Below are 26,683 nucleotides of genomic sequence, written 5' to 3'. Positions count from 1 at the left end.
GGCCCCGATGCTGGCCAGCCTGTCGATCCGCGATGTGGTGCTCATCGACAGGTTGCAGCTCGCCTTCGACCGTGATCTGGGGGTCCTGACGGGCGAGACCGGCGCCGGCAAGTCGATCCTGCTCGATGCTCTCGGACTGGCGCTCGGGGAACGGGCGGAGGCCGGGCTGGTCCGCCAGGGCACGGACAAGGCGCAAGTCACGGCGGCCTTCGAGCTGGAGCCGCGGCATCCCGCCTTCACCCTGCTGGCCGACAACGAGATCGACGTGGAAGAGGATCTCCTGGTGCTGCGCCGGGTTCTCGGCAGCGACGGACGCAGCCGCGCCTATATCAACGATCAGGCGGTCTCGATCGGCCTCCTGCGCAAACTCGGCGACCTGCTGGTCGAAGTGCAGGGTCAGTTCGCACAACGCGGCCTGATGGATCCGAAGACACACCTCATGCTGCTGGACGCCTACGGCGGTCTGGAAACGGAAGCCGCAGAGCTGGCCAGACTCCACGGCGCCTGGCGCGGCGCGGTCAAGGCGCAGGCCGACGCGGAAGCCGCCTTCGCGCAGGCGCGAACCGACGAGGCCTTCCTGCGCCATGCGGTCGAAGAACTGAGCCAACTCGCCGCCCAGCCAGGCGAGGAAGAGAAGCTGGGTGAAGAGCGCAGTTTCCTGATGAACGCGGAGAAGCTCGTCACGGCGATCAATGCCTCCGGCGAGGAACTGAGCGGCGGTGAGTCGGCCCTCGCCCGCGCCCTGCGCCAGTTAGAGGAGGCGGCACCGAAGGCGGGCGGGCGGCTCGACTCCATCGTCGCCGCCGTCGAGCGCGCCGTCGCGGAAGCCGGTGAGGCTGCGGCCGATCTCGCCTCCGTTTCGGCCGGTCTGGAGGTCGAACCGGACCGGCTGCAGGAAATCGACGAACGCTTCTTCGCCTTGAAGGACGCGGCACGCAAACATGGTTGCGAGGCCGAAGACCTGCCGGACTTGCTGACCCGCATGGAGGAGCAACTGGCCGGGATCGAGACCGGCGGCGAGCGCTTGAACGAGCTGGCTCAAGCCCAGCGGGCCGCACGCGGCGCCTACGCCGCCGCCGCCGAAGCCTTGAGCGCCGCCCGTCAGCGCGCAGCCGCGAAGCTGGACAAGGCCGTCAATGCGGAACTGCCGCCTCTCAAACTGGAAAAGGCGCGCTTCGCCACCGAGATCGCGCCGCTCGACGAGGACACCTGGGGCCGGCACGGCAAGGACGCCGTCTCTTTCCGAATCGCCACCAACCCCGGCGCGCTCCCCGGACCGCTGGCGCGGATCGCGTCCGGCGGCGAACTCTCCCGGATCCTGCTCGCGCTCAAGGTGGTGCTGGCCGAGATCTCGCCGATCGTCACCTTGGTTTTCGACGAGGTCGACAGCGGCATCGGCGGCGCCACGGCGGCGGCGGTCGGCGAACGCCTGGCACGGCTCGCCGACGGCCGGCAGGTGCTGGTGGTGACGCACAGCCCACAGGTCGCGGCACGCGGCGCCACGCATTATCTCGTGCGCAAGGACAGCCGCGGCAAGCAGACCACGACCGGCGTGGCGCAACTCGACGGCGGACAGCGCCGGGAGGAGGTCGCGCGCATGCTCTCTGGCGCGACCGTCACCGACGAGGCCCGCGCCGCGGCCGAGAAACTGATGGGGGCGGCATGACCGGCAAGGCCGTGACGGAATTTGTCGCGCAGGGCGCGACCGGGCGCGACAAACCGGTCGAGGAGCTGAGCGAAGCTGAAGCGGCAGACGAACTGACGACCCTGGCCGCCGCGATCCGCCACCACGACGACCTCTACTACCGAGAAGATACGCCCGAGATATCCGACGCGGACTACGACGCCCTGCGCCGGCGCAACGAGGCGATCGAAGCGGCCTTTCCGACGCTGGTCCGCGCCGACAGCCCGAGCCATCGCGTCGGAATCGAGCCGGCCGCCGGCTTCTCCAAGGTCCGCCACCGGGTGCCCATGCTGAGCCTCGGGAACGCCTTCGCCGACAGCGACGTGGAGGACTTCTTCGCGCGGGTCCGGCGATTCCTCAGCCTGCAGCCGGACGATCCCTTGACGGTCGTGGCCGAGCCGAAAATCGACGGGCTTTCGATCAACCTGCGCTACGAGCATGGCCGCTTCGTCCAGGGTGCCACGCGCGGCGACGGCAGCGAAGGCGAGGACGTCACGGCGAACCTACGCACCCTCGACGACGTTCCTGAGCGGATCGACGGCGAAGCCCCCGAGGTCCTGGACGTGCGGGGCGAGGTTTATATGACCAAGCGGGACTTCGCGGCACTCAACGAGCGGCAGGCGGCGGCAGGTGCCAAGCGCTTCGCCAATCCGCGCAACGCCGCAGCCGGCTCGCTGCGCCAGCTCGACAGCAAGATCACCAAACAGCGTCCGCTGCGCTTCTTCGCCTATGCCTGGGGCGAGGTTTCGAAGCCCATCGCGGCGACCCATTGGGACAGCCTGCGGCGGTTGCGAGCCTGGGGGTTCGCGATCAATCCCCTCGCCGCGCGCTGCAACAGCGCCGCCGAGACGCTGACGATCTACCGCAAGGTGGAGGCCGAGCGCGGCGCGCTCGACTACGACATCGATGGCGTCGTCTACAAGGTCGACGACCTTTCCTTCCAGGCGCGTCTCGGTTTCGTCAGCCGCGCGCCACGCTGGGCGCTGGCTCACAAGTTTCCGGCGGAACAGGCGCAAACCGTCCTGGAAGAGATCGCGATTCAGGTCGGGCGTACCGGCGCCCTAACGCCGGTAGCCCATCTCAAGCCGGTCACGGTCGGCGGTGTGGTCGTCGCCCGCGCGACCCTGCACAATCCCGACGAGATCGCCCGGCTCGACGTGCGGGTCGGCGACAGCGTCACGGTCCAGCGGGCCGGCGACGTGATCCCCCAGGTGCTGGGTCCGATCCTGGACAAGCGGCCCGCCAACGCCGAACCCTACCGTTTTCCCGAAGTCTGTCCCTGCCCGCTCGGCACCCCGGTGGTGCACGAGGACGGCGCCGTGATCGCCCGCTGTTCCGGCGAGCTGGCCTGCCCCTTCCAGCAAGTCGAGCGTTTGACCCACTTCGTCAGCCGCAACGCCTTCGACATCGAGGGGCTCGGCGACAAACAGGTGCGCAGCTTCTTCGAGCGGGAGCTGATCCGCACGCCGGCGGACATCTTCGATCTGGCGGAGACGGACAAGACGAGCCTGACCCCGATCCGCAAGCTGGAAGGCTGGGGCGACAAGTCGGTCGAGAATCTCTTCGCGGCGATCGAAGACCGGCGCACCATTCCGCTGGAGCGCTTCATCTACGCGCTCGGCATCCGCCAGGTCGGCCAAGCCACGGCCAAACTGCTGGCGCGCAGCTACGGCACGCTCCCCGCGTGGCAGCAGGTCATGCTTGCAGCGGCCGGCGAGCGGCAGGAAGCCCCGGAGGTCAAAAAGCCGGACCTGGTCGGGGAGCACTACGCAGAGCTCTGCAATATCCATTCGATCGGCACCAGCGTCGCCGACGAGATCTGCAGCTTCTTCTCCGAACCCCACAACCTCCAGGTCGTCCGCGACCTGGAGGAGCGGCTGGAGGTACAGGCCGCCACGCAACCCGAGACGGGCGACTCGCCGGTGGCCGGCAAGACCGTGGTCTTCACCGGCGCGCTGGCAACCATGAGCCGGGGCGAAGCGAAGGCTTCGGCTGAGTCGCGCGGCGCAAAGGTCGCCGGCTCCGTCTCCAAGAAAACCGACTACGTGGTGGTGGGCGCGGATGCCGGCTCCAAGGCCGCCAAGGCACAGGAGCTGGGCGTGACGACGCTGAGCGAGCAGGAGTGGTTGACGCTGATCGGGAGGGACGGATGACTCCGCCACAAGCGGCGAACGCCGGCGGCGAAGAGGCCGGGATAGTGACGTTGGACGACGTGCAGGCCGCCGCCGGCCGGATCTCCGGTCTGGTGCGCCGAACCCCGGTGCTCGCGGCCGCTCCGGCCCGCCAACCGCTTCCGGCCGAAGCGGTCTGGCTCAAGCTGGAGTCGCTGCAGGTGACCGGCTCCTTCAAGGCGCGCGGCGCCAGCAACAGGCTGCGCACGCTCGACCCAGCGGCGGCCGCGCGGGGATTGACGACCGCATCGGGCGGCAACCACGGCCTCGCCATCGCCTATGCGGCCTGGACGGCCGAGACCCGGGCCGTGATCTTTCTGCCCGAGAGCACCCCGCCGGCCAAGGCCGAACAGCTTCGCACCTGGGGCGCAGAGGTACGCATCGTCGGCCAGGTCTGGGACGATGCCAATGCGGCCGCCCTGGCCTTCGCGGAGGCGGACGGTCTGACCTACGTCCACCCCTTCGCCGAACCCAGCGTGATCGCCGGCCAAGGCACGGTGGCGCTGGAATTCCTGGAGCAGGTGCCCGATCTCGACCTGCTGCTGGTGGCCATCGGCGGCGGCGGGCTGATCTCCGGCGTCGCCACGGCCGCCAAGGGCCTCAATCCAGCCGTGAAGATCGTCGGCGTGGAGCCGCTCGGCGCCCCGACGCTGGCCGAAAGCCTCGCGGCCGGACAGCTCGCCACCCTACCCGGCATCGACACCCTGGCGGGAACTCTGGCACCGCGCCGGAGCGCCGGGATCAATCTGGAAATCGTCGATCGGCTGGTCGAGGAGATCGTGCTGGTCTCGGACGATCAGATGCGCGAGGCCGCCGTCTGGCTCTGGCGGGAATGCGGGGTCGCGGCCGAACTGTCCGGGGCAGCCGCGCTGGCGGCCCTGATGAGCGGCTGCCTGCCGGAGGCCGAAGCGGCCAGGGTCGGTGTCGTCGTCTGCGGCGCCGGCACCGACGGCATGGGAAGCTGAGGAGAGGCGGAATGCGACAGGCCGCGACGCAGCCGGGAGTCTGGGGGGCTGGACCGGAAGGATCGCTCGAGCTGCTGCTGGAAGACGACGGCGGTGACTGGAGCCTGGAAGAGGTGCCGGAACTCTTCGGTCTCGGCAGAACCGAAGAAGATGAGGAAGAAAGACTCCATCTGATCCTGGAACCCCGCGAAGCGCGCCAACTCAAACCGCTCGCGGACGCCCATTCCTTCGATCACGACGAGGGATTGATTCAGGCGATGCTGGCCATGGCCCGCTTCGCGCAAGGGCACCCCGGCCCCGAGCTGCGCTTTCTACAGATCTTCTGACGCGGACTCCGGCTCAGTCTTCCGGCCGGCCGTCCCACTCGGCACCGGCGAGGATCGCCCGCTCGGTGCGCCAGCCGGTCAGGTCGGCCCCCGTCAGTTTGGCATGATAGAGCACGGCGCCCGAGAGATCGGCGGAGACGAGACGGGTGCGAAGCTGGCGCTGTCGGCGCCCGCCGCCGGGCAGTCCCTCCTGATCGGCCGCATCCAGCCGCGCCTCGGTCAGGTCGGCACCGCGCAGGTCGGCATTCGAGAGATCGGCGCCGGTCAGGCGCGCCCGGCGCAGCGCGGCACCGCGCAGATGGGCGCCGGAGAGGTCGGTCAAAACCAGCAGCGCCTCGTTGAGGATCACCTCGTCCATCTTGGCGCCGGCCAGCTCCGCACCGGAGAGGTTGACCCCGGTCAGACTGCAGCGTTCCAGATTGACGCCGCTGAGGGCCGCGCGCTCGCCGCGCCGGCCATTGGTGTCGAGCCAGCGGCGATGCGCGTCGATGGCCCGACGCAAGGGCGCCTGCCGCGCATCCTCGCTGCGTTGAAGCAGCGTGCCCAGCGTCGAAGCTTCCAGCAGGTTGCAGTCGGTCAGACTGGCACCGACAAGAATCGCTTTGGCGAGATCCGCGCCGGCGACGTTCGCGCCGTCCAGCTTTGCGGCCGTCAGGTCGGCCGAACGCAGATTCGCCTCGCGCAGGTCGGCGGCGGAGAGGTCGGCGTTTCGCAGGATCGCATGGCTCAGATCCGCGCCACAGAGCTTTGCCTGCCGCAGGTTGGACCCCGACAGATTGCAATTGCCCAAGTCGGCGCCGGCCAGATCGGCCCGTTCCATCTGGGCGCAGATCAGCGATGCCTCGGCCATTACGATTATCTTGTTCGAACCGGCGTTGACCACCGAGGCGTTCTGCCCGCTGCCCGTCAGAAGCACGCCTTCGCGCAGATCGGCGGCATTGAGGTTGGCGCCATCGAAGCGGGTGCCCTGCAGCGTCGCACCGCGCAGATCCGCTTCGGCCAAGCCGGCACCGCGCAGGTCCGCATCGGTCAAGTCGGCGCCGAAGAGGTCGCAACCGAGGAGATCGGCATTGCGCAGATCGCAGCCGACTAACCGCGCTCCAACCAGGGACGCCCGCGCCAACCGCCGCCCGCCGAGCGACAGGCCGGAGAAATCGTAGAAGCGTAAATCCGCGCGCCGACCGGCACGCTCACGGTCAAGCCAGAGCGCGTGCAAGCGAAGAATGTCTTCCAACTCACGCATGGATGGCTTCGGACGATCTGGGCCGACGGGCGGTTGTGGCACGGTCTAGGCTCTCGCGGAAATGGGTCGACGTTCTTCTTTAACGTCTTCCGTCCGAGTGTCCTGTTGCCCGCCTTAGCACTCCGTTAACGGTTCAATTTTAGCGATCCTGGAAAACCCGGCAAACAGCCTTACGGCGGAAAGCGGCCAGCTTCTTCCATGACGTGCACAGTCTAAAAGAAATAATTGGATATATAAACTGCTATCCTTTTTCGAGCGGCGTCGTCGCCGTCTCCAGCCAGGCTTTGGCCTCTGCTTCCACCAGCGGCGCAAGCTCGCGTTTCACGCGCTTATGGTAGTGGTCGACCCAGGAAATCTCGCTCTCATCGAGCAGTGCGACGTCGATAAGGCTTCGGTCGAAAGGCGCCAAGGTCAGAGTTTCGAAGGCCAGCATCTTGCGTTCGTCGCTGCTCCGGGACTCGGCCTCCTGCACCGCGACGAGGTTTTCGATACGGATGCCGTAAGCACCCGGTTTGTAGTAGCCGGGTTCGTTGCTGACGATCATGCCGGGCTTCAGCGCCACCCTGTTCGGCACCTTGGAAATGCGCTGCGGTCCCTCATGCACCGAGAGATAACTGCCGACTCCATGTCCGGTGCCGTGGTCGAAATCGAGCCCCTCATTCCACAAGGGACGGCGTGCAAGGCTATCCAGTTGGCTGCCCGTCGTGCCGTCGGGAAAGCGCGCCGTGGCGATGGCGATATGCCCCTTGAGCACGAGCGTGTAGCGATGGCGCATCTCCGCGCTCGGCTCGCCCACGGCGATCGTTCGCGTCACGTCGGTGGTGCCGTCCAGATACTGGGCGCCGGAATCGACGAGATAGAGTTCGCCCGGCTTCAACTCGCGGTCGGTCTTGGGCGTCACGCGGTAGTGAATCACCGCGCTTTGCGGACCCGATCCCGAGATGGTGTCGAAAGACAGGTCGCGGAACCGCTCGCCCGGCGCGCGCAACTGATAGAGGCGGTCGCTGGCCGCCAGCTCGGTCACGCCGCCCTCGGGCGCGGCCTCGGTCAGCCAAGCCAGAAACGTCGTGAGCGCGACACCGTCGCGACGGTGGGCCGCGCGTGCACCCGACATTTCGGTCGGGTTCTTGCGAGCCTTCGGCATCAGGCAGGGGTCATCGCCGCGCTGCACCTCGGCACCCGCCGCCTCCAACTGGGTGAAGATCCACTGGGCCGCGCTGGAGGGATCGACACGGACCTTCCGTCCGGACTGCTCCTTCAGCGCCGGCGCCAGATCCTCCGGCGGCCGGACGCGCACGCCGTTTCCGAGATGCGCCGGCACCTCGTCGGTGATCTTGCGTGCATCGACGAACCAATCGACCTGTCCTTCGTCGTCGACAATGGCGAAGGACAAGGGCAAGGGGGTGCGCGGAACATCGCCGCCGCGCACGTTCAGCAGCCAGGCGATCGAGTCCGGCATGGTGAGCACAGCCGCGCCGACGCCCTGGCAGCGCAGCTCGCCCGCGAGCTTGGATCGCTTGTCGGCCGAACTCTCGCCGGCGAAGATCAGGTCGTGCGGAACGACGGGCGCCAAAGGCGGTTCGGGTTGATCCAGCCAGACCGCATCCAAGGGGTTGGGCTCCGCCGTCACCAGGGTCGCGCCGCTCCGCTTCAAGGTGGCACCGAGACGCGTCACCTGGTCGGCCGTGTGCAGCCAGGGATCGTAGCCGAGCTTGCCGCCCTTCAGCCGTTCGGAGATCCAGGACCCCACCGGCTCCTCCGTCAGATGACGCGGCGTGTAGAGCGCGGTGTCCACCTCCTGCTCGGCCTGCAGGGTATAGCGGCCATCCACGAAGATCGCCGCGCTGTCGCGGAGCACCACCGCCAAGCCGGCGGATCCCGTGAAGCCGGTCAACCACAGCAGGCGCTCGGCCCGCGGCGAGACGTATTCGCCCTGATGCTCGTCGGCACGCGGAACGAGGAAACCGTCCAGGCCGCGACGGTCGAGTTCGGCCCGTAGCGCGGCGAGACGTTCGGCCGAACCTGCCGGCGAGGCGAGCGATCGCGAAGGAGCATCATTCATATCGTCAAATTAGAGCAGGATCGTGCCGAGGGAAATCGCAATCGCCGACTTCGGAGCGACCCGGCGGCACAGCCTGACCGGGGAGGGCGAGAGGTCCGCTCAACCCCTGTTAACGCCTGGGTAACCAGGCATGCGGAGCGCGCAACGCTGCAGCGCAACAATTACTATTTCACAAGGCGTTAGCTCGCCTATCTGTACGTTGCTCTGCGAAACTCGCAGCCCGCCGACCGCAGTTTTCGAAGCTGTCGCGAAGCCCGCCTCGAGACGCAAGAAACTTAAACGAAACGACAAGAACCGCGAAAGGATTACGACAATGGCCCGCCTTACCGACCGCGAACTGACTGCGGTGCTGAAGGCCAAGACCTTTGGGACGCCGCTGGCGACCCAGATGATCGTTGCCGAAGCCAAGCGCCTGCAGGCCGAGGCCGTTCATGACGGTTTCCGCAAGCTCTTCCAGATGCTCAAGTTGCCCGCCCTGTTCAGGATCGTGCAGCGGGAGACCATCTGCCGCCGCACGCGGACGGCGCTTGCTCAGTTGGACGACGCGACCCTGCGCGACATCGGTCTGCACCGCGGCGAGATCGCCGACCAGGCACGCCGCTGCGCCAACACCCAGGTGCCGGCCCGCTAAAAGCCTCAGTAAGAGCCCCGGTAGAAACCCGGAGACAGGGGCCGATCAGGCCCTCGTCAGCACCAGGGCCGACCACTCGCCCATCCGCCGGCGCGCCTGCAGCCGCAGGCCCGCGGCGCGATGGCGCGCGATGACCGACTGCTCCTGCGTCACGAGCAGGCCCGACAGAACGACCGTTCCGCCGGGCGCCGAAGCGGCGGCCGTGGCGCTCGCCAGGGACATCAGCGGTCCCGCCAGGATATTCGCTATGATCAGATCGTAGGGACCGTTCCGGCGGACGACCGGCGCGGCATAGCCGGCCCCCACATCGAAGACGGGACGCCGGGGTGCGAAGCCGTTCAACCGCGCGTTCTCCCGCGCCACGCGGATCGATGGCGCATCGAGGTCGCTCGCCGTGACCTCTGCGGTCGGCCAGAGCCGGGCGGCCGCCAGCGCCAGCAGTCCGGACCCGCAGCCGAGATCCAGCACCCTCGCGACCTTGCCCCGCCGTGCCAGATCCTGCAGAGCCTGCAGACAGAGCCGTGTGGTTTCGTGTCGGCCGGTGCCGAAAGCGACGTTGGCATCGATCTTCAAGGCGATGCTCGAAGCCGGCGGCGTCTCGGTCACGTGACTGCCGTAGACCCAGATCCGGCCGCTGCGCACGGCCGGAAGGCCGGCCTGGCTTTCGGCAACCCAGTCGATCTCCGGCATCATCTCGCTGGTGAAGTCGGGCACCTGCGTGCCGGCCGCGGCGGCGGCGGCGGCCAAGCGGGCCGTGATCTCGCTCCGGTCCGGCGCCGCGCCGAGATAGAGGATCAAGGGTACCTGGCCCCGCACGTCCGCACCGCCGACCGACAGTGCTCCCCCATCGACGCCCTCCAGCGCTGCCTCGAACAGCGCTTGCGCGCCCTGCGGCACCTGCAGCCGCAGTTCCCAGATCGCATCGGACATGGGCGTCAGCCGGCCTGATCGGCCGGCACGAGGAAGGCCGCCATGACGCGCTTTTCTCCGGAATGGTCGAAGTCGACCGTCAGCTTCTCGCCTTCCGTGCGCAGAATGGCGCCGTAACCGAACTTGGTATGAAAGACGCGCTCCCCGGCGGCGAACCCGCCGGCCGGCGACAAGGACTTCACGACGGTCGCCGTACCGTCGATGAAGGGCTTGGAAGACTCGGCATAGCGCTGGGCCCGGGTCATTCCGGGCGAGGCGCGGCGCGGTCCGAAGGGATCGTCTTCCTCGGCGGCGCCGAAGCGCCCGAAGCTGCCGCCCCAGGCCGCCGTCGCCTGACCGTAGAGGCCCTGTTCCGACTCCACCTCGACATGCTCGGGCGGCAATTCGTCGACGAAGCGCGAGGGAATGGCCGCGGCCCAGGAGCCGTGCAGACGGCGGTTCGCGGCGAAGGTCACGAAGAGCCGCCGCCGCGCGCGGGTCAGGCCGACGTAGGCCAAGCGCCGCTCCTCCTCCAGGCCACGCAGGCCGGTGTCGTCGAGCGCGCGCTGGTTGGGGAACAGCCCTTCCTCCCAACCGGCCAGGAAGACGGTATCGAATTCCAGCCCCTTGGCGGCATGCAGCGTCATGATCGAGACCTGTTCGCCGCCGGTGTCCTGCAGGCTCTCCATCACCAGACCGACATGCTCCAGGAAGCCCTGGAGGTTTTCGAAATCGGCCATGCCGTCGATCAAGGCCGCCAGATTCTCCAGCCGCCCGGGCGCCTCGATCGCCGTGTCGTCGCGCCACATGTCGGTGTAACCGGACTCCTCCAGCACGGTCTCCGCCAGGTCCGTATGCGGCAGGTCCTCGGCCGCCTGCCGCCAGCGCAGGAAGTTCTCCACCACGTCGGCCAGGGCCTTGCGCGCCTTGGGTTTCAACTCGTCGGTGGCGATCAGTCGGCGCGCCGTCTCCAGCAGCGGCAGACCCTGAGCCCGCGCCACCTGGCGAAACTGCTTGAGAGTCGCGTCGCCGAGGCCGCGCTTCGGCTTGTTCACGATCCGCTCGAAGGCCAAGTCGTCGGCCGGCTGTGCCACGACGCGCAGGTAGGCCAGCGCGTCGCGCACCTCTAGCCGCTCGTAGAAACGCGGGCCGCCGACGATGCGGTGCGGCAGGCCGATGGCGTTGAAGCGATCCTCGAATTCGCGCATCTGCGCCGTGGTGCGCAGCAGGATCGCCATGCCGGCCAGGGACTCGCCGTTGCGCTGCAGCGCCTCGATCTCCTCGCCGACGAAGCGCGCCTCGGCCTCGCCGTCCCACAGGCCGCGCACGCGGATCCGCTCGCCCTCGCCGGCCTCGCCGCCCTCGGTCCAGAGGGTCTTGCCGAGCCGGCCCTCGTTCTTCGCGATCAGGCCGGAGGCCGCGCCCAGGATCGTCGGGGTCGAGCGGTAGTTACGCTCCAAACGGATCACCTTGGCCCCCGGGAAATCCTGCTCGAAGCGCAAGATGTTGCCCACCTCGGCCCCACGCCAGCCGTAGATCGACTGGTCGTCGTCGCCGACGCAGCAGATGTTCTTGTGGCCCTGGGCGATCAGCCGCAGCCAGAGGTACTGGGCGACGTTGGTGTCCTGATACTCGTCGACCAGCAGGTAGCGGAACTGCCGGTGGACCTCGTCCAAAATGTCCTGGCGGGTCCGGAAGATCTCGATGCAGTGCAGCAGCAGGTCCCCGAAATCGCAGGCGTTGAGCTGCTTCAGGCGCGCCTGATAGGCGGCGTAGAGTTCGAGGCCGCGGCCATTGGCGACGGCGCCGGCCTCGCCGGCGCTGACCCGGTCCGGCGTCAGGCCCTTGTCCTTCCAGCGCTCCACGGCGCCCAGCACGGCGCGCGCCGGCCAGGATTTATCGTCGATGCCCTCGGCGGCCAGGATCTGCTTCATCAGGCGGAGCTGGTCGTCGGGGTCCAGAATGGTGAAGTTGGGCTGCAACCCCGCCACCTCGGCATGGCGGCGCAGGAAGCGGGCCGCCAGCGAATGGAAGGTACCGAGCCACCAGCCCTCGACGCTGCGGCCCAGCAGGGCCGCCACCCGCTCCTTCATTTCGCGGGCGGCCTTGTTGGTGAAGGTTACGGCCATGATCTGCCCCGGCACCGCACGGCCGGTGAGCAACAGATGCGCGAGCCGGGCCGTGAGTGCCCGGGTCTTGCCGGTGCCCGCACCGGCCAGCATCAACACCGGCCCGTCGAGGGTTTCGACAGCCTCGCGCTGCGCCGCGTTCAAGCCGGCCAGGTAGCGCGGCAGCGGCGCCTCGCCGGCGTGCGGGCCGGAGGCGGAGACAGAAGAGGACATGAGTCAGATATAGCCGATCCCGCGCGAGTCTGTGAGTCCTCGACGGCAAGACCCCACGCTCGCGGCGAGACAAGCTTCGGAGAGCGAAAGGGTTCCCCCTGACGGCTGTATCAGAGGGGCTGCCCTTTCGACCTCCGCTGCACTACCCTCCCCGCGCCATGGAGCCGCCCCGCGAGACGATTCCCCCCCAGGACTGGATGACCACCGCGCCGACCCGCGCCGTGCTGGCGGCGCTGGCGGCCGGCGGTGCCGAAGCGCGCTTCGTCGGCGGCTGCGTGCGCGATGCCCTGGCCGGGCGGCCGGTGCGCGACATCGACATCGCGACTCCGGCGGGGCCGGAGCGGGTCACCCATCTGATCGAGGCCGCTGGCCTGAAAGCGGTCCCCACCGGGCTCGCGCACGGAACCATCACCGCCGTCGCGGCGCATCACCCCTTCGAGATCACGACCCTGCGCGAGGACGTCGAGACCTTCGGCCGCCATGCCACAGTGGCCTTCACCGACGACTGGCGGGCGGACGCCGCACGGCGGGACTTCACCATGAACGCCCTCTCCTGCACGCCCGAGGGCGCGATCTTCGACTACTTCGGCGGTCTGCGGGACCTGCGCGCCGGGCGGGTGCGCTTCGTCGGCAAGGCGACACAGCGAATCGCGGAAGACTATCTGCGCCTGCTGCGCTTCTTCCGTTTTCATGCCCACTACGGCCGGGGGGCGCCCGACCCGGAGGGACTTGCCGCCGCCGCGGCGGCGGCGCCGGAGCTGATCCGCCTGTCGCAAGAGCGAGTACGGGCCGAGTTGCTGCGCCTGCTGGAGGCGCCCGACCCGGTGCCGACTCTCGAGATCATGATTCTCCACCGCATCCTCGCCGAGGAGCTGCCGGAGGAGGGCGACACGGCGCCTCTCGCCCGGCTGCTGGCGTTGGAGGCCGCTCCGCCCGACGCGCTGCTGCGACTCGCGGCCCTGGTCGATACGGATCGCAAGGGGGCGGACGCCATCGCCGCGCGCCTGCGGCTGTCGAACGCCGAGCGGACACGGCTGGAACTGCTGACGCAGCCGCCGCTGCCGGTCGCCGCGGGCATGCCGCGAAAAGATCTGCGGGTTGCCTGCTACCGCCTGGGCAAAGCGGCGGTGGCCGACCTGCTGCGCCTGGCCGCCGCGCGCGGCGATGAAACAGACGGCTTGGAAGCGGCCTTGGCCGAAGCGGCGGCCTGGCCGGACCTGACTTTCCCGGTCAAGGGCCGCGATCTGATCGCACTGGGCGTCGAGAAGGGCCCGGCGATCGGGGATCTGCTGAGCGCGTTGGAGGCCTGGTGGATCGACCGCGACTTCCGGCCCAACCGGGCCGCGCTGCTGGCACGCGCCGAGAGCCTGCTTTAACGCGCCCCCGTCTCGCGCCTGTCCCTAAAGCTGCGTCGGGTTGGGCGCGTCGCCGTAGACCTCGACGGGATCGAAGGTCTTCTCCGTCTCTTCGAAACGGAGTTTCACCGGCCCCTGCTCCGGAGCCTCGCCGACCGGCAGCGAGCGGTAGAAGCAGGAGCGGTAGCCGACGTGGCAACTGGCGTCGCCGACGACCTCGACCCGCAGCCAGACGCAATCCTGATCGTCGTCGATGCGCATCTCGCGCACCTTCTGAACCAGACCGCTGGTGGCGCCCTTGTGCCAGAGCGCCTTGCGGCTGCGCGAATAATACCAGGCCTCGCCGCTTTCGAAGGTCCGCGTCAGCGCCTCGGCATTCATGTAGCCGTGCATCAGCAGCTCGCCGCCGTCATAGGCCGTGGTGACGACGGGAATCAGGCCCTGCTCGTCGAACTTCGGCGCCAGCTCGTGGCCTTCCTCGACCTGTTCGACAGTGAGGCGCTTGGCAAAGAGCGGGGACTTCGGGGCCTGTTCGGTCATGGTTTTCCAACCCATGTCTGACGGAGACGACCTGCCGATGGCGCGGTCGGCGAAGCGGGTGATATACCCACCGTGGTTCGCCACCGCAAGAAAGCGACCGTCAGGAAAGGGCCGAGCTGGGCGGCGTCCCCGGTTCGCCCAGGACCACCGGACACAGGATCACCGATAGGCACGAGATGGCCGACGACGCATTGAAGCAGCTCTATAACGACCGGGTCATGGCGCTCGCCCGCGACATCCCGCGGCAAGAGCGGCTGCAAACCCCCGACGCAACAGTACAGCAGGTCAGTCCGCTCTGCGGCAGCCGTATCACGATCGATCTGAAGCTTCAGCAAGACCGCGTCTCGGACTATGGCCAGACCGTGCGTGCCTGCACCCTGGGCCAGGCCGCCGCCTCCATCCTCGCCCGCCATGTGATCGGACGCTCCAGCGCCGAACTGCATCGTGTGCGAACGGAAATGCAGGCCATGCTAAAGGAGGGCGGACCGCCGCCGGGGCCGCCCTGGGAGGACCTGGAAGTGCTGTTGCCGGCGCGCGGCGTGAAGTCCCGCCACGGGTCGGTGCTGCTGGCTTTCGAGGCTGTGGTGAAGGCGCTCGATCAGATCGAGGCGGAGCGCAGCGGCGGGACCTAAAAATATCCACGTCCGCCTAAAAATGTCCGCCCGCAGCTAACCCATTCCAATCGCTCGAAAGACGCCCGCAGCTTCGGCGAAGGCGTCGCGACACCCCCTGCCGATTAACCGCTCGTTAAGCAGAATCGGGGCATCCAATACCCAACATCTTGCGGCAGGAGTCGTATCAGACCATGCATATTGTGGATAAACCTGTGGATGATTCTCTCGAAAACCGCTCCACCGAGCCGGTCAGTCCCTACCTGCAGCGGCCCTTGCGAAGCCTCGACGAAGTCCTCTTGGATCGGAAGAATCAGAGGCTTCCCGAAGGTTTGATGCGGAGCGACTGGACCGATAACTGAGAGGCCTCTTCGCCCTCGGCACCGCCTCTGAGATATCCACAAGACCGCAGATCAACACCCGTGCAGGGAGAGCCGGACAGTCGGCCGGCGACGGTCCCTTGCCAGGCGAGACGATCCCTTGCCAGCCGAGTAGAGCGGAACGCACCGTTCCGCAAAAGACCGGCGCGGCCCACGGCCCCGGCCGCTCATCCGCCAGCGCCGCTCACCTGTCAGACAAAAGAAAAGCCCCGGCGGTGAACCACCGGGGCAAGTTGAACAGGGAGGCTTCACGTCTGGGAGACGTAGGACCCGCTGCACGGGGGGTGCAGTCCGCGGGCCCCTAACATCCGGAATACTCCGGATCGTAATCTTGCCCACGCCGGAAACCGAGAAACGGCAAACGGCGCCAGCAAGGTGACTCGAAGATGCTGCGTCGCAGCAACTGTGCACTGAAGATGTGCATGAAAGTGCCTTGCGTCTATGCAAATTGCCGCAAGCGAGGCATGCCGCTGTTGCATGGCTCCCGCACTCTGTTGCAAACAGGTCACAGCCTTGTCTGAGGCCGCCGGAAAATGCTCCCCAAATCAATACCTTGACCGAAAGGCCGGCGAGCGCAACTCTCGTGGCACTTTCCCCCGATCCGAGCCCTCGACCCATGGCGCGACGCACCGACATCCGTAGCTTGCCGGCACCCGCTGCCGGCACGGCGCAGCAGTTGCTGATCCACCGTTTCGGCCCCGAGTCGGTCATCCCCGAGTCGCCGACCGGACGGAAGGCCTACATCCAAGCTTCGCTCCATGCCGACGAGACACCCGGTCTGCTGGTCGCCCACCATTTGCTGCGCCTTCTGCAGCAGGCCGAAACCAACGGCGAGGTGACGGGGCAGATCGCTCTGGTGCCTTACGCCAATCCGCTCGGCCTGGCTCAGTTCTTCGATCATACGCAGCTTGGGCGCTTCGAATTCGCGTTGTCCGGGGGCAACTTCAATCGCAATTGGCCCGATCTGGCCGCCCTGGCCGGCGACCGGGTGGCCGGCCAGTTGAGCGACGATGCCGGCAGCAACGTGACCGTAATCCGGACGGCCTTCCGAAACGCGCTCGACGAGATTACGCCCCAGCGCTCCCTGCAGGCCTTGCGGTTGATCCTGGCCCGCGAAGCCTGCGACGCCGACCTGGTTCTGGACCTGCATTGCGACGACCTGGCGCTCCCGCATCTCTTCCTGATCCCGCAACACTGGCCGCAAGCCCAGGATCTGGCCGCCGAGCTGGGTGTCCGCGCCGTTCTGCTGGCCGAGGATTCCGGGGGCGGATCCTTCGACGAAGCCTTCTCGACACCCTGGCTCCGGCTCGCCGAGCGCTTTTCCGGCGCACCGATCCCGCCGGCTTGCGAGGCCGCGACCGTGGAGTTGCGCGGCTGGATGGACGTCAACGACGCCCAAGCCTCGGCCGACGCGCTGGCCATCTTCCGAACCCTGCAGCGCCGCGGTTTCATCGCCGGTCAACCCGGCGCCTTGCCGAAACTGCATTGCGAGGCCACGGAACTGACGGCCACAGACAGCGTCAAGGCGCCCAGCGCGGGCGTGGTCGTCTACGGCGTCGAACCGGGCGACCGGGTCAAGATCGGCGACCTGATCTGCGAGATCGTCGATCCCGCCGCGACCGATCCGAAGCGAGCCCGCCGAGCCATAACGGCCACGACCGATGGGCTGATCCTCTCGATCCGCAGCCACCGCTACGTTACGCCGGGAATGGCCTTGGCCAAGATCGTCGGACGCACCCCGTTGCCCCATCGCAGCGGATACCTGCTGGAAGACTGAGCCGGGCCGTTCCTTAGGGGTCGCGCTTCAATAATATTCGCCAGGGCGCGCCGCGCGGCTTGTCCGCGGGCCTTGCCGTGCTAGCCTAGCTGGTAAGAGCGACTTGTTGCCCAGGGGAGGTCGGATCGACTTTCGGAGGCCTATCATGGCATTGCATCGCCTTGCACAGCTCGGACTTCTACTTCTCATCGCCGTCTCTCCGCTGACCGGCCGGCCCGGTCTCGCCCAGACCGGCGCGCCTGATGGCGAAAGGTCCGCCAGTCCTCTTGAGGCCGTCAGTCCCCTCGAGGCGGTCATCGGCATTCGCGCCCTAATTCCAGCGGACGCCCGCACCGCCGGTAGCCTGGGGACGGAACGCCAGGGCTCGGGCGTCGTTATCGACGCGCGCGAGGGTCTCGTTCTCACGATCGGCTATCTGGTCATGGAAGCCGGCTCCGTCGAACTGCTGCTGCCCGACGACCGCATCGTCGGTGCCGAAGTGACGGCCTACGACTACGACAGCGGTTTCGGTCTGGTGCGCGCCGACCGGCCTCTCGGCCTGCCGGCGATGCCGCTGGGCAATTCCCTGACGGACGCGGAAGAGCGCAGCGAGGTCCTGGTGGTCGCCTCCACGGGCCGCCAGCAAAGGGTCGCGCCAGCCATCGTCGTTTCGCGGCGGGACTTTACCGGCTACTGGGAGTACCTTCTGTCCGACGCGATTTTCACCACCCCGCCCCATCCGGGCTACGGCGGCGCGGCACTGGTCAGCCGGCAGGGCGAACTGCTCGGCATCGGGTCGCTCCACGTCGGCGACGCGCTGGGCGGGGATAGCGGCGGAGTGGGCGGCAGAGTCCTGCCGGGAAACATGTTCGTACCGATCCAGACCTTGCGGCCCATCTACGACGACCTGCTCGCCTTCGGCCGCGCCAACACCGCGCCCCGGCCCTGGTTGGGGCTACACACGGTGGAGGTCGGCGACAGGCTTCTGGTTCAGCGCGTCACGCCGGGCGGTCCGGCCGACCGCGCCGGTGTCGAACCCCTGGATGTCGTCGTCGCCGTGAGGAGCGAACCGGTCGCGGATCAAGCCGATTTCTACCGCAAGATCTGGGCGCTCGGAGACGCCGGGGTGGAGGTGCCCCTGACGGTTCTGCGCGCCGACGGACGGCGCGAGACCGAAGTCCGTTCGATCGACCGCTACGACTTCCTCATGCTGGACGGCAGTTTCTAGCCCGTGAGTTCGCGCCAAGCCCTTGCCGACAGCGCGAAACCGGCGCCGGACCTTTTGAGTGAGTGGCGCGAGCGGCTGGTCGCCTACCGTGCCCGCAGTCGGCAGGAACCCCTCTTCAATCCCGTGCAGCACCTGGCCTTCGAGCTGTCGGTCGCGCTGGAACGCGGAGAGGTCGGCCTACGCGATATCGCCGCTGCCGCCAAGACGCTGAGCGACGAGGCGCTGATCGACCGCGCCGAGCGCCTGCGCCGCTATCTCGGCCTCGAAAGTGACAAGACGGGCGGCGGCGCTGACGGAGCCGGCGGCCAGCCGGGCAGGGCTCGGCTGACGGCCCTGGTGCGGGGCACGACCGTCGGGAACGCGGGAGCGACGACACCCTTCGAGGACTTCGCCGCGCTCTGGAGCCGACCGGAGGACGGGATCGTCTTTACGGCGCATCCCACCTTCGCCATGTCGCAGGCCCTGCGCGAGCTGCTCACCGACCTGGTCGAGGGCCGCAAGCCGAGGGCGGAGACCGAGCGCAACCTGCGCAACCTGCCGCACCGGCCCGATCAGCCGATCACCCTCGACAGCGAGCACGAACAGGCGCTGTCGGCCCTGGCCCAGGCGCAGGACGCCGTGGCGACGCTGCTGCGCACGATCCTGCAGGTCGCTCAGGAGGTCTATCCCGATCGCTGGAGAGAGCTGCGCCCGGCGCCCATCAGCCTCGCCACCTGGGTCGGCTACGATCTGGACGGACGCAACGACATCACCTGGGTCGACAGCATCCGCTTCCGCCTGCAGGAAAAACGCTGGCAGCTCGAGCGCTACGCGAGACGCCTGGAGAATATCCTCGCCGAACTGCCGACAGACGACGCCGCCCTTGCGGCGGCACAGACGGCGATCAGACGACTGCGCGAGGAACTGCAGGCCGTCGCCCGGCAGATCGCGGCCTTCCACGGCGATCTGGAGGGTCCGGCGGCCCTGACAACGGCGGCCAACAGCCTGACCCGGCGGCGCGACGGCGGACTGGGAAATTCGACCGCAAACCTGATCGACAACCTGAACGAGGCCGTCGAAGCGGCAGGCCAGCAAGAGGCAGCCCGGTCATTCGCCGTCTTGCGGTCCGAAATCCAATTGCACGGCCTCGGCGCCGGATTGATCCACCTGCGCATCAACGCGGCCCAGGTGCACAACGCCATCCGCAAGCCCCTGGGCCTCGCCCCCGCCACCGAGATGGAAAGCCGGGTCCTGCTGAACCAGTTGGATCGCGCGGTGGAGGATCTGCCGCGGGAGACGGTCAACTTCGCCTCGCTGGCGCTGGAAAGCGCCACCGCGGTCCGCCAGTTCATCGCGATTGCGCAGATCCTCAAGCACATCGACGGCGACAAACCGATCCGGCTGCTGATCGCCGAGTGCGAGCATCCCTTCACACCGCTGGCCGCGCTCTACTTCGCCCGCCTGTTCGGCGTCGAGGACCGGGTCGACATTTCCCCGCTGTTCGAAACCGAGCAGGCGCTGGAGCACGGCGCCGCGCTGGTCGAAAGCCTGCTGAAGACCAGGAGCTATCGCCGCTACATCGGCGCGCGCGGCCGCCTGGCCGTGCAGACCGGCTTCTCGGACGCCGGCCGTTTCATCGGCCAGGTTCCCGCCGCGCTGGCGGTCGAGCGGCTGCAGGGGCAGTTGGCGGGCGTGATCGAAGCGGCCCAGGCGGCAGAGGATCTGGGCGAGATCGAGGTGTTGATCTTCGATACCCACGGCGAGTCGATGGGCCGCGGTGCGCATCCCGCCAGCTTCCGCGACCGGCAGGACTACGTGCTCTCGCCCTGGGTGCGGCAGCGCTACAGGGCGCGCGGCATTCGCCTGCTGCACGAAACCAGTTTCCAGGGCGGCGACGGCTACGTCTTCTTCGGCCGGGCCGAACTGGCGCTCGCCGTTCTCGCCGGCATCCTGGAAGCGCGCCTGGCCGACAGCGGTCCGGCCCAGGACGACCCCTTCTACGCGGCCTACCTCTTCAATCGCGATCTGCACGAGCGCCTGCGCAGCTTTCAGACCCGGCTTTTCGCCGAGGCGGACCACAGCACCTTGCTGACCGCCTTCGGCACCAACCTTCTGGTCGCCACCGGATCGCGTAAGACCAGCCGGCAGTTCGATGGCCGCAGCGACAGCCGCGTCGCCGCCGCCGCGTTGCGCGCCATTCCGCACAACGCGCTGCTGCAGCAGCTCGGCTACGGCATCAACCTGGTCGCCGGCCTCGGCTCAGCCTTGCGCCACGACCGCGAAACCTTCGCCGGCCTGCATGCCCGCTCCGACCGCCTCAAGGTGATCGTCGATCTGGTGCGGCGCGCCCGGGCGCTCTCCAGCCTGGACACGCTGGCGGCCTACGCGGCCCTGTTCGACGGCGCCTACTGGGTCGCCCGGCCCAGACGCGAGCGCGAAACCGGCCTGAAGGAAGGCTGCTTGCTGCTGGCCGAACATCTGCGCGACGACCCGCGCTTCTACGCGATGCTCCGGCTGGGCTCGGCCCTGCGCGAGGATGCCATCCACCTGGATGACCTGCTGGCGGAGATCGGCGTCGAGTCCGGGATCGGCGCGGAGGGCGGCGACAGCCGGCGGAGCGCGGACCCCGCCTTGCTGCAGAGCCTGCGCCTCGCGCTGATCCAGCACATCTTCCTGCTGGCGGCGCGGCTGCCGAAATTCTCGACCCGTCACGACATGTCGCAGGACGACGTCATCGCGCTGACGACCCGCCTGCGCGTGCTCGAGACGACCCAACTGCTGCGCAGAATCTTTCCGGCGGGCCAGCCGATCGCCGCCGACTACCAGCTCGACGAGGCCGCCAGCTATCGCGGGGCCGAAGCCATCGACTATGCGGAGATGAACCGGCAGCTGATCGACCCGATGCTCTCGGCCTTCGAGATCGCCCAGGACCTCACGGTCGGCATCTCGCACTGCTTCGGCGCTTACGGCTGACAGACCGTTTTGAGCCGCCCTGCCAATCGTTGCGAGCAGACGAACTGAAACAAGCAATGCGAAGTTTTGCGTCACCACGCCTTGGCAGTTACTCGATAGCGCCCAGGCGTCGTTCCGAGAACACGCTTGAAAGCAGTTGTCATGTGGCTCTGTGAACAAAAGCCCGATTTGATCGCCACGGCGGCTAGGGGCAGGTTGCTTTCGGCCAAGAATTCTCGGGCTCGCTCAACGCGAAGCCCCATAAGGTAGCGGTGAGGCGGCATGCCGGTTTCACGAGAGAAGGCCCGAGCAAAGTGCTGTGGGCTGAGACCAACGGAGTCGGCTATGTCGGAGAGACTGATGTCGTCGGCAAGCCTGTCCCGCATGAGGTCGGTCGCACGACGAAACCGCGCAGGAGCAAGCCTGTGTCTGCTTGGCGTACCGTCGCTCTCTCGAACCTCTCGCAATGGCGAAGCCGAATGAGTTCGAGCGAGGACGACAGCAAGCGCCGTCGCGAGACTCTCCGCGAATAGACGCCCTTGGGATCCGGCCGCGACCTCGGCCAACAGCGTGCGGGCTAGTAATGCGAGTCCGCTCTCCCGCGCAGCGAAGCAGTCACGGATCTCCAAACGGGCCGGATCGTTGTCGAATTCCTGCTCAACGACTCGTGCAACGACAGGCGGGGCGAGAAAAAGGTCTATCACCTCAATGGCTCGGTCCCAGCGCCACGCCACCGGCGAACCGGCCGGGAGGATCGTAACATCGTCTACTCGGGTACGCGCGCTGCGCCAGCGCCCGACATATCACTGCTCAAGATGATATCCACCACGGGTGACGACGCTAATTTTGTGATGACCGATTGTCCACTCCGGCAACTCGGCAGCCGGCTGCGCCTGGCGCAGGACCACAAGATCTTTCCAACCCAAGTCTTCGCTGCTGAGTACGGGCCGACAGGGCAGAAGCCGAGCCACATCGGTCGGTGCAAGGACCGAAGAAATAGGAGACGCCACCCGCAAGTTTTTCATACCGGATAAGTCGCCATCGCGCACCCTGAGCAATTCCAGCTACCTGTTCTCCCCTGAAATCAAGTGGGGAGAAGCGGGAAACTCGGCAATGACGCGATCAGCTGATACAGGACGCTAAGATCGTGAAAATCGGGCCAGGCGGTGAAAGAAGCCGTTCGCCAATAGCCCCAAGTTCCACGTGTCGGCGCCAGCCGCGTGCGGGGACGACCTCACAGGCGCCGCAACCTGGAAACGTATTGAGAAGGGGAATAGCGGATGCGAAGTGTAGTCCTAACCGCAGTTACAACCTTTGTCGTCACCGTCAACGCCATCGCCAATCCTTCGGTAGCTGCAGATAGCGGGGCGCAGGCCGAGACAGCGCCGGCCACCTCGGCAGCGCCGCTCGCCGTCAACTCACAAGCACCCTTCGACAATCTTCGCGGGCGTGACGCGGTACGTGAAGGACCGATCCGACTTGCCTTCGTGCCGGTCGCGCCGGATTTTTCCTACTATGCCTCAATGCGCGAAGGCGTCGAGGCCATGGCCGACCAAATCAATGCCGAAGCGATCACCATGGGACCGCCGGGAAGCGGCGACAACGAGGTGCATGTGGCGCTACGAGGTGCATGTGGCGCTACGAGGTGCATGTGGCGCTAATTGAAGAAGTTATCACGCGCCCCTCGGTCCACGGATTGCCCGATGTGCATGGCCTGATTGTGGCTATACGCGACGCGGAGCTGGCTGCCCCGATCCTCCGTCAAGCCGTCGATGCCGGAATTGTAGTGGTTGTCGCGAACTCCGACCTGCAATCCTTTCCCACACCGATTCATGCCGTCGTCGGCTATTCGCAACGCGGCGCCAACCGCGCCATGGGGGATTATGCCGGTCGGCTTTCAGCGGGTCGGACAATGCAAGTGGGCCTTATCGAGGGTGCGCCAGGCTACCATTCCACAGAGGCTGTCTCAGGGTTTCGCGAAGGTCTTGCGGAGCACGCGCATCTGACAGTCGTGGGAAGCGAGCAAGGCGACTGGAGCGTGGAAGGCGGCAAAAAGGCGGCAGAGACGCTGCTACGTGAACATCAGGACATCGATCTGATCTGGGCTGCCAACGACAACATGATCATGGGCGCACGCCTGGCAACCGATGCCGCCGGGCGGTCAGACATCCTCCTCCTCGGCCGTGACGGCGATCCCGATGCACTTCAGATGGTTTCCGAAGGCGAACTCACCGCAACGGTAGACACAGATCCTGCTGCAATCGGCGCAGCCTCAGTGCGAGTTGTCGCTGAAGCACTTGCCGGTCGCTTTCACGGCGGCTTCGTAGAGACGCCGACGATCGTCGTTGACAGCGACACCACCGCACAAACTCCGACGGATCGCTAGCTCACGGATGCCCCACCCTGAGCAACGCTTCGCTCGGGGTGGGGTTTCGGTCAAGCTCGGCAAAAGCAATGACTGTCGCGACTATCCATAGCTACTTCGCGGCGACCTCGTCGTAGCTGGGGCGGCCCAGGGCCTCGGCCTGGTCGAACTGCAGGGCGGCGAGACGGGCGTAAAGGCCGTCGCGGTCCCGCAGCAGTTCGGCGTGGCTGCCGGCCTGCACGATGCGGCCACGGTCGAGCACGATGATGCGGTCGGCCATGAGGACGGTCGCCAGCCGGTGGGCGATGACGATGGAGGTGCGCCCGACCATCAGCCGGTCGAGCGCGTCCTGCACCGCCTTCTCGCTCTCCGCGTCCAGGGAGGAGGTGGCCTCGTCCAGCAGCAGCAGGGCGGGATCGCGCAGGATGGCGCGGGCGATGGCCAGGCGCTGACGCTGGCCGCCGGACAGCCTGACGCCCTTCTCGCCCATGAAGCTGTCGAGACCGCTGGGCAGGTTCTCCAGAAACTCCAGGCAATGGGCGGCGCGGGCAGCCTCCAAAACCTCCGCGTCGCTGGCCTCCGGCCGGCCGTAGCGGATGTTCTCCCAGGCGTCCGCCGCGAAGATCACCGGCTCCTGCGGCACCAGGCCGATGGCGCCGCGCAGCTGCTGCGGATCGAGCGCGCGCAGGTCGACCCCGTCGAAGCGCAGGCTGCCGCCGGCCGGGTCGTAGAAGCGCAGGAGAAGCTGCATCACCGTGGTCTTGCCGGCGCCCGACGGACCGACCAGCGCGACCTTCTCGCCGGGCGCCACCTCCAGCGAGAAGTCTTCCAGGGCCGCCCACTCGGGACGCGCGGGGTAGTGGAAGTTCACCCGGTCGAAGACGATGGCCCCCTTGACCGGCTGCGCCAGCGGCGCCGGGTTGTCGGGCACCTCGATCTCGCTGTCGGTCGCCAGCAGGTCGAGCAGCCGCTCGGTCGCGCCCGCGGCGCGCTGCAGATCGCCGATCACTTCGCTGATCGAGCCGACCGCGCCGGCCACCACCACCGCGTAGAAGACGAAGGCCGAGAGCTCGCCGGCGCTGATCCGCCCGCTCAGCACGTCGTGACCGCCGACCCAGAGGATCGCGGAGATCGAGCCGAACACCAGAACGATCACGGTTCCGGTCAGGGCCGACCGCGCGCTGATTCGGCGGACGGCGGTCGCGAAAGCCCCCTCAACGCGCTGACCGAAGCGCTGACTGTCCAGCGACTCGTGGGTGAAGGCCTGAACCGTGCGGATCGCATTGAGGGATTCGTCGACGTAGGCACCGACATCGGCGATCCGGTCCTGGCTCTCGCGCGAAAGCCGGCGTACGCGCCGGCCGAAGAAGATGATCGGCAGCAGCACCAGCGGCACCACCAGAAGAACGAGCCCCGTCAACTTCGGCGAGGTGATCATCAGCAGCACGAGACCGCCGACGAAGAGGAGAACATTGCGCAAAGCCACCGAAACCGAACTGCCGACCACGACCTGCAGGATCGTCGTGTCGGTGGTCAGGCGCGACAGGATCTCGCCCGTGCGGTTGATTTCGAAATAGGCGGGCGAGAGGGCGATCACCCGGTCGAAGACGGCCCGGCGGACATCCGCCACCACCCGCTCGCCGATCCAGGACACCAGGTAGAAGCGCGCGTAGGTCGCGCCGGCCAGCAGCACGACCACCCCCAGCAGCACCAGGACGGCCTTGTCGAGCAGCGCCGAGTTGCCCGACGCGAAGCCTTCGTCGACCAGCATCCTCAGGCCCTTGCCCAGGGCCAGGACGGTGCCCGCAGCGACGATCAGCGCCAGGGCCGCCAGCGCGACCTGCCAGCCGTAAGGCTTGACGAAGCTCCAGAGCGTCACGAGCACGCGCAGATCGCGACTCTTGGGCCGGTCGCTCTGGCGCAAGGCGGCGGTCGTCGCCGGAGCCGGCGCCGAGGCGCTGGAAGGAGAGGCGCCGGAGGGGGCGGTAGCAGGATCGGACATCGACGGAGGTTTCGCGCTCCAGGAAAAACAACGGCCACTCGTGGGTAAATGGCCCGCGTCAGCTATTGCACGAGCTGCAGGGGCCTCGCAAGCGAGGCTCCCACGCAGCAGGATCGCTTCAGGTCGGATCGCAGGGGCGATCCACGCAAAGCGGAAATCCCGCTCTCTCATAGGGTTAGAGGGCGATTGCCGTCCTCGGCGGAGGCGAAATCCCGTGCGCCTGCGATGATCCGGCCCCAGACTGCGACCTCATGACAAGGCGCTTCGCGGGGTTGCGATCGGTCGCGGGTTTGTTTATATCCGCGACCTCTCACAACGCGCCGCTCGAAAAGCTCAGGCTGGAAAGCCTTAGGTCAGAAAGTCCAGGACCATGAAGAAAGACATCCATCCCGAATATCACGACCTCACCGTGGTGATGACCGACGGTACGGAGTTGCCGATGCGCTCCACCTACGGGAAGGCCGGGCAGAGCCTGCGTCTGGATATCGACATCAAGACTCATCCGGCCTGGACCGGCGTGCAGCGCCTGAACGAGAGCGGCGGACAGGTCGCGAAGTTCAACAAACGCTTTGCCGGCCTCGGCCTGAAGAAGTAAGGCAGCCGAGCCGACAGGCCTCGCCTTTACGGGCTTTCACGTTCGCAGACCTTCGACGCCCAGCGAAGACTAGGTATCCAGTAGCGCGTCCAACCGGGCCACCCGCTCGTAGAGCGCATGGCTGCGGCTGAGCAGATGCATCATCCGCGGCGTCAGGTCCGCGGGTGCCGAGAGTTCCGAGGTTTCGCAGATTTCCTTCGCGCTGAGCCGGTGCTGAGGCTGGCGCGCATCGTCTCGCGTCATCTCACCCGCCTGCACGGCGCGCTGCACCAGAAGCCAGGCCATCACCTGGGTCAAGCGCGTGGTGACCCGCATGGATTCGCAGGCCGCCACCAGCTGATCCGCCGGCCGCAGGCCCTTGCGCTCCGCCCGCTCCTCCAGCGCGACGTAGTCGCGCGCTTCCTGAGTCAGCGCGAGCGCCTCGGCGTAGGTTCCATTGAGAAACGAGATCTGCGGGCTGACTTCTGACGGGTTGTTCTGCGACATGATCCTGAAACATTAACAGCTTGCTAGCGCTCCACAAGTGCGGAGGGGGCGACCGAAACGCCGCGCCCCATACTCTTGAAGTGAAGTTAGCGCTTGATTAC

The 26,683-nt window shown here is 67.3% G+C and carries 21 protein-coding genes; 13 read left to right on the top strand and 8 right to left on the bottom strand.

From position 1 onward, the window contains the following. Positions 1-7 precede the first annotated feature (7 nt). From recN to DBZ32_RS17690, 4 genes are read left to right on the top strand one after another with little or no spacing between them, the layout of a single operon-like run. On the top strand, positions 8-1,666 hold the full coding sequence (recN, locus tag DBZ32_RS17705; protein WP_119168574.1) for a DNA repair protein RecN: 1,659 nt from the start codon (positions 8-10) through the stop codon (positions 1,664-1,666). Continuing rightward, positions 1,663-3,837: an NAD-dependent DNA ligase LigA gene (gene ligA / locus DBZ32_RS17700; RefSeq protein ID WP_119168573.1), complete on the top strand. Its 2,175-nt coding sequence runs from the start codon at positions 1,663-1,665 to the stop codon at positions 3,835-3,837. Before recN ends, ligA begins: the two co-directional genes overlap by 4 nt. Beyond that, positions 3,834-4,820 (top strand): threonine ammonia-lyase, encoded by a 987-nt coding sequence (locus DBZ32_RS17695; protein WP_119168572.1) that lies wholly within the window; start codon positions 3,834-3,836, stop codon positions 4,818-4,820. Before ligA ends, DBZ32_RS17695 begins: the two co-directional genes overlap by 4 nt. A gap of 11 nt (positions 4,821-4,831) precedes the next feature. Beyond that, the gene (locus DBZ32_RS17690; protein ID WP_119168571.1) at positions 4,832-5,146 is read left to right on the top strand and encodes a hypothetical protein; all 315 of its coding nucleotides are present in this window, start codon (positions 4,832-4,834) and stop codon (positions 5,144-5,146) included. A gap of 13 nt (positions 5,147-5,159) precedes the next feature. On the opposite strand, the gene DBZ32_RS17685 is transcribed toward DBZ32_RS17690, so the two are convergent. Next, the gene (locus DBZ32_RS17685) at positions 5,160-6,389 is read right to left on the bottom strand and encodes a pentapeptide repeat-containing protein (protein WP_119168570.1); all 1,230 of its coding nucleotides are present in this window, start codon (positions 6,387-6,389) and stop codon (positions 5,160-5,162) included. A gap of 241 nt (positions 6,390-6,630) precedes the next feature. Continuing rightward, positions 6,631-8,451, bottom strand: a complete 1,821-nt coding sequence (locus DBZ32_RS17680; RefSeq protein WP_119168569.1) for an aminopeptidase P family protein — start codon at positions 8,449-8,451, stop codon at positions 6,631-6,633. Positions 8,452-8,764: 313 nt separating this feature from the next. Here DBZ32_RS17680 and DBZ32_RS22180 point away from each other — a divergent pair, with 313 nt between their 5' ends. Beyond that, the gene (locus tag DBZ32_RS22180; protein ID WP_162906823.1) at positions 8,765-9,082 is read left to right on the top strand and encodes a DUF1127 domain-containing protein; all 318 of its coding nucleotides are present in this window, start codon (positions 8,765-8,767) and stop codon (positions 9,080-9,082) included. A gap of 45 nt (positions 9,083-9,127) precedes the next feature. Here the strand turns inward: DBZ32_RS22180 and DBZ32_RS17670 are convergent, their stop codons facing one another. Beyond that, entirely contained in the window at positions 9,128-10,012 is an 885-nt protein-coding gene (locus DBZ32_RS17670) for a 50S ribosomal protein L11 methyltransferase (RefSeq protein WP_119168567.1), read from the bottom strand. Positions 10,013-10,017: 5 nt separating this feature from the next. After that, positions 10,018-12,333, bottom strand: a complete 2,316-nt coding sequence (locus DBZ32_RS17665) for an ATP-dependent helicase (RefSeq protein WP_119168566.1) — start codon at positions 12,331-12,333, stop codon at positions 10,018-10,020. A 158-nt stretch (positions 12,334-12,491) separates the two neighbouring features. Here DBZ32_RS17665 and DBZ32_RS17660 point away from each other — a divergent pair, with 158 nt between their 5' ends. Beyond that, on the top strand, positions 12,492-13,709 hold the full coding sequence (locus DBZ32_RS17660; protein WP_119168565.1) for a CCA tRNA nucleotidyltransferase: 1,218 nt from the start codon (positions 12,492-12,494) through the stop codon (positions 13,707-13,709). A 24-nt stretch (positions 13,710-13,733) separates the two neighbouring features. Here DBZ32_RS17660 and hisI read toward each other — a convergent pair whose 3' ends face one another. Continuing rightward, a complete protein-coding gene (gene hisI, locus DBZ32_RS17655) occupies positions 13,734-14,228 on the bottom strand; it encodes a phosphoribosyl-AMP cyclohydrolase (RefSeq protein WP_119168564.1) in 495 nt (164 codons plus the stop codon). A gap of 176 nt (positions 14,229-14,404) precedes the next feature. Here hisI and DBZ32_RS17650 point away from each other — a divergent pair, with 176 nt between their 5' ends. The 4 genes from DBZ32_RS17650 (at position 14,405) to DBZ32_RS17635 (ending at position 21,155) form a co-directional block, all read left to right on the top strand. After that, positions 14,405-14,860 carry an iron-sulfur cluster assembly scaffold protein gene (locus tag DBZ32_RS17650; RefSeq protein ID WP_119168563.1) on the top strand — a complete coding sequence of 152 codons (456 nt, stop codon included), beginning with the start codon at positions 14,405-14,407 and terminating at the stop codon, positions 14,858-14,860. A gap of 975 nt (positions 14,861-15,835) precedes the next feature. Next, positions 15,836-16,996: a succinylglutamate desuccinylase/aspartoacylase family protein gene (locus DBZ32_RS17645; RefSeq protein ID WP_119168562.1), complete on the top strand. Its 1,161-nt coding sequence runs from the start codon at positions 15,836-15,838 to the stop codon at positions 16,994-16,996. Between the two features lie 145 nt (positions 16,997-17,141). After that, positions 17,142-18,203, top strand: coding sequence for a S1C family serine protease (locus DBZ32_RS17640; protein ID WP_119168561.1), 1,062 nt, complete (start codon positions 17,142-17,144; stop codon positions 18,201-18,203). A 3-nt stretch (positions 18,204-18,206) separates the two neighbouring features. Next, a complete protein-coding gene (locus DBZ32_RS17635; RefSeq protein ID WP_119168560.1) occupies positions 18,207-21,155 on the top strand; it encodes a phosphoenolpyruvate carboxylase in 2,949 nt (982 codons plus the stop codon). A 71-nt stretch (positions 21,156-21,226) separates the two neighbouring features. On the opposite strand, the gene DBZ32_RS22890 is transcribed toward DBZ32_RS17635, so the two are convergent. Continuing rightward, positions 21,227-21,520, bottom strand: a complete 294-nt coding sequence (locus tag DBZ32_RS22890; RefSeq protein WP_407923508.1) for a helix-turn-helix domain-containing protein — start codon at positions 21,518-21,520, stop codon at positions 21,227-21,229. Positions 21,521-22,414: 894 nt separating this feature from the next. On the opposite strand from DBZ32_RS22890, the gene DBZ32_RS17625 reads away from it, so the two are divergent. Together DBZ32_RS17625 and DBZ32_RS17620 are read left to right on the top strand one after the other, a co-directional pair. After that, positions 22,415-22,795, top strand: a complete 381-nt coding sequence (locus DBZ32_RS17625) for a hypothetical protein (protein WP_119168558.1) — start codon at positions 22,415-22,417, stop codon at positions 22,793-22,795. Continuing rightward, on the top strand, positions 22,765-23,520 hold the full coding sequence (locus DBZ32_RS17620) for a sugar ABC transporter substrate-binding protein (RefSeq protein WP_119168557.1): 756 nt from the start codon (positions 22,765-22,767) through the stop codon (positions 23,518-23,520). The genes DBZ32_RS17625 and DBZ32_RS17620 overlap by 31 nt, the downstream gene beginning before the upstream one ends. A gap of 91 nt (positions 23,521-23,611) precedes the next feature. Here the strand turns inward: DBZ32_RS17620 and DBZ32_RS17615 are convergent, their stop codons facing one another. Continuing rightward, complete coding sequence (locus DBZ32_RS17615; RefSeq protein ID WP_119168556.1) at positions 23,612-25,501, bottom strand: ABC transporter transmembrane domain-containing protein; 1,890 nt, start codon at positions 25,499-25,501, stop codon at positions 23,612-23,614. Between the two features lie 370 nt (positions 25,502-25,871). On the opposite strand from DBZ32_RS17615, the gene rpmE reads away from it, so the two are divergent. Next, a complete protein-coding gene (gene rpmE / locus DBZ32_RS17610; protein ID WP_119168555.1) occupies positions 25,872-26,096 on the top strand; it encodes a 50S ribosomal protein L31 in 225 nt (74 codons plus the stop codon). A gap of 69 nt (positions 26,097-26,165) precedes the next feature. Here rpmE and DBZ32_RS17605 read toward each other — a convergent pair whose 3' ends face one another. After that, complete coding sequence (locus DBZ32_RS17605; protein WP_119168554.1) at positions 26,166-26,582, bottom strand: DUF1465 family protein; 417 nt, start codon at positions 26,580-26,582, stop codon at positions 26,166-26,168. Between the last annotated feature and the right edge of the window lie 101 nt (positions 26,583-26,683).

This window comes from Algihabitans albus (assembly GCF_003572205.1).
Taxonomy (GTDB): domain Bacteria; phylum Pseudomonadota; class Alphaproteobacteria; order Kiloniellales; family DSM-21159; genus Algihabitans; species Algihabitans albus.
This window is presented reverse-complemented; position numbering and strand designations above follow the sequence as displayed.